Source organism: Actinomadura logoneensis, from assembly GCF_003428695.1.
GTDB lineage: Bacteria > Actinomycetota > Actinomycetes > Streptosporangiales > Streptosporangiaceae > Spirillospora > Spirillospora logoneensis.
In genome coordinates, this window is the sequence record NZ_QURH01000702.1 from 1 (window position 1) to 3,066 (window position 3,066).

The window sequence follows — 3,066 nt, forward strand, 5'->3', positions numbered from 1 at the left end:
AGCGCAGCAGCGCCAGGTCCCCCGCGAGCTCCGCCGCCGCGCCCGGCCGCTTCACCTTGAGCGCGACGGCCGGGTCGGCGGGTCCGGCGGTGGGCGGCCACGCCCGGTACACCACCGCGACCGAGCCGCCCGCGACCGGACGGGCCGTCCAGTCCCGGAAGCGCTCGGGGAGCGGGGGGACGGGGTCGATCCGGACGTCGTCGTGCAGCCGGCCGAGGGCCGCCGCGAACGGCTCCCCCACCAGGTCGACGCGGGTGGCGAGGAGCTGCCCGGCCTTGACGAACGCGCCACCGAGCCGTTCCAGCAGCCTCGCGACCTCCCCGGCGACGCGCGCGGAACGCCGCCGCCCGTCCGGGCGCAGCGCCGCGACCGCGATCCTCGGGACGGCCGGGACGCACACCAGCACGACCCGCGCGGTGCGCCGCACCGGCGCACGCCCGCACCGCCCACCGCGCACCCCACCCGCTGCCCCACCGCGCACCGCGCGTGCGGCCCCACGGCGCATCTCGCGTCCGGTTCCACCGCGCACCTCGGCTCCGGCCCCACTGGGCATCTCGCGTGCCGCCCCACCGCGCGTCTCGTCCGCAGTTCCACCGCGCATGTCGCCTGCGGTTCCACCGCGCATGTCGCCAGCGGTTCCACTGTGCTTCTCGCCTGCGGTTCCACTGTGCTTCTCGCCTGCGGTTCCACCGGGCATCTCGTCGGGTGCCCCGCCGCGCAGTCGGCCGCACGCTCCGCCGGCCGTCCCGATCCGGGATCGCATGGCGGGCGTCAGGGCGCGGGGGCCAGGGCGGGGATGCGGCGGCCGACCGCCTCCCGCAGCGCGTGCGGCCCCTCGTCGAAAACCTCGGCGGGGACCTCCACCGGGTCCCCCAGGCGGCGGAACTCGGTGGCCGGGCCCGCGTCCGGACGGCGCACGCCGATCCGGGCGGGCAGCTCGGGCGGGCCGGGGGCGAGCACCTGCCAGCGCCGCTCGGGCACGCCGCGGCGGTCCACCGATCGGGCGACGACCGTCCCGCTGCCGGGGTCCACCGCCTCGGTCACCGTCAGGCCGGGCGAGGAGGCCGGGCCGAGGTAGCAGCGCGCCCGCGCGCCGGGCCAGCCGCTCCACGAGACGTCGGCCTCCCGGTCCTCCGGGACGTCGCCCAGCGCGGGGTGCCGCCACGCCATGAGGTCCAGGTAGCCGACCTGGGTGAGCGGCAGGCAGCCGAAGACGTGCCGCTCGACGATCCGCACCGCGCGGCGCATGGTCGGCACGTACGTCCACACCTGGCAGTCGGCGTGGACCCGGTCCTCGCGGATGGTCACGTACGTCCCGGCGAGCTGGTCCGGCTCGAGCACGAACAGGAAGGTCAGGGCGGCGCGGGGTGGAGGGGCGACCACACCGGACACCGCCGGCACGGCGGATACGGCTCCTGGCCCGCGCCCTGCGGCGCCCGGTTCGCGCCCTGCGGCGCCCGGTTCGCGCCCTGCGGCGCCTGGTTCGTGCCATGCGTCGCCTGGTTCGTGCCCCGCGGTGTCGGGGACGTCTTCCGGCGCTCCGGGGGTGAATCGGCGGGCGACCAGGTAGCGCAGCGGACGGCGCCCCAGCGCGGACTCGACGCCGAACGCGAACGAGGTGAGCGGCCCCGCCGTGAGGAACGGCCGCTCGGGCACCGGTGCGGGGCCCCGTGCCGCGCCGTGTGACCGCCTCCGGGGCACGGCGTCCGCGCCCGCTTGTTCCGGCATCGCGCACCTCATCCGTTCTCGGTGTGGGCCCGGGAGGGCGCCGAGGTCGCTGCGAGTCAGGGCGGGCGGTCAGGAGACCGCGATCCGCCCGAACGGCGCACGAGGGGATATCGTTCGTGCCCGTCCAGGGGATCACTTCACTAAGATGTAGTCAAGCCAGAGGAGCCTGCCCCGGAGGAGAGGCGGAGGGGACGCTCGGGACGGTTGCCGAACCCCGGGAATCCGCTACACCCGGTCGCGGAACGGCCACCCGCCGACTCCCGGAGCCCCGTCCGCCGAGTACCCGGCGCGGGGGCGGACGGCGTGGGGCGGGCGCGGCGGCAGGTCAGCCGACCAGGCCGAGCAGGCGGGAGCAGCGCAGGGTGGCCTCGGGGTCGCCGTCCATGGTGAGGCGGTGGGTGAGCGTCGCCTCCAGCGGGCTGAGCCGCCCGGAGCCGATCTCGACGAACGTGCGGGCGTCGGTGGTGACGACCAGCGCGGGGTCGAGCGCGGACTTGCCGTGCCGGACGCTCACCTTCCCGTCGGTGACGTCGATGTGGAAGACCTCGTCGTCGATGCGGAACTCGTACCGCTCGTCGGGCCCGGCGAGCGACGGGTCGATCATCGCCTCGACGGCGAGCGCGCCCCAGCGCGGGCGCACGACGTCCTCCGAGGTGGGGGCGCCGAGCAGGCCGAGGCCCCAGCGGGCGAGCGCCAGCACCGGTTCGCGCAGCCCCTCCCCCTGCGTGGTGAGCTCGTACATCTTCACCTTGGACCCGTCCTTGGCACGCTGCCGGACGAGCCCGGTGTCGACCAGGAAGCGCAGCCGCTCGGCCAGCAGGTTGGTGCCGATGCCGGGCAGGTTGGCCTGCAGTTCGTTGTAGCGGCACGGGCCGGTGAGCAGCTCGCGCACGATCAGCAGCGTCCAGCGCTCGCCGACCACGTCGAGCGCTCCGGCGAGGCCGCAGTACTGACCGTAGTTGCGACGCTGCTGCTTCATGACCGAACCTCCGCGTTCCACTTCACAAGCATATCCCGAAGGGAAGCGCGGACGCATGCCTGCCGACCCGGTCGGACGGCTCTGGCCGGACCGGGCCTGGGTGCCTTCTTCGCCTGTGGACAGGGGGAGGCGGGGGTCTCGCGTCGCCTCCCTGGATAACCCCGGAGGGCGGCGGCCGTCAACCGTGAACTCCGTCAAGGCTTTATGTAAATATAGTGACGCGCCACGCGTTCCCGGAGGTGCGCATGACCCTGGACCCGGTCTTCACCGACGTGCCGCCCCCGGAGGTCGCGGCGGCGGCGCTCGGCCGCGCGGCGGAGCTCGGCGCGCGGCACGCGTCGGTCCGGGTCGAGCGCCGC

The 3,066-nt window shown here is 75.6% G+C and carries 3 protein-coding genes; all 3 read right to left on the reverse strand.

Going from position 1 to position 3,066, the window contains the following annotated elements:
- On the reverse strand, nucleotides 1–427 hold a 427-nt coding region (locus tag DZF91_RS25880), incomplete at its 3' end, for an AarF/UbiB family protein (RefSeq protein ID WP_235834564.1).
- A gap of 344 nt (nucleotides 428–771) precedes the next feature.
- The gene (locus tag DZF91_RS25885) at nucleotides 772–1,401 is read right to left on the reverse strand and encodes a hypothetical protein (RefSeq protein WP_117359806.1); all 630 of its coding nucleotides are present in this window, start codon (nucleotides 1,399–1,401) and stop codon (nucleotides 772–774) included.
- Between the two features lie 652 nt (nucleotides 1,402–2,053).
- The gene (locus DZF91_RS25890; protein ID WP_117359807.1) at nucleotides 2,054–2,707 is read right to left on the reverse strand and encodes a winged helix-turn-helix transcriptional regulator; all 654 of its coding nucleotides are present in this window, start codon (nucleotides 2,705–2,707) and stop codon (nucleotides 2,054–2,056) included.
- Nucleotides 2,708–3,066 lie beyond the last annotated feature (359 nt).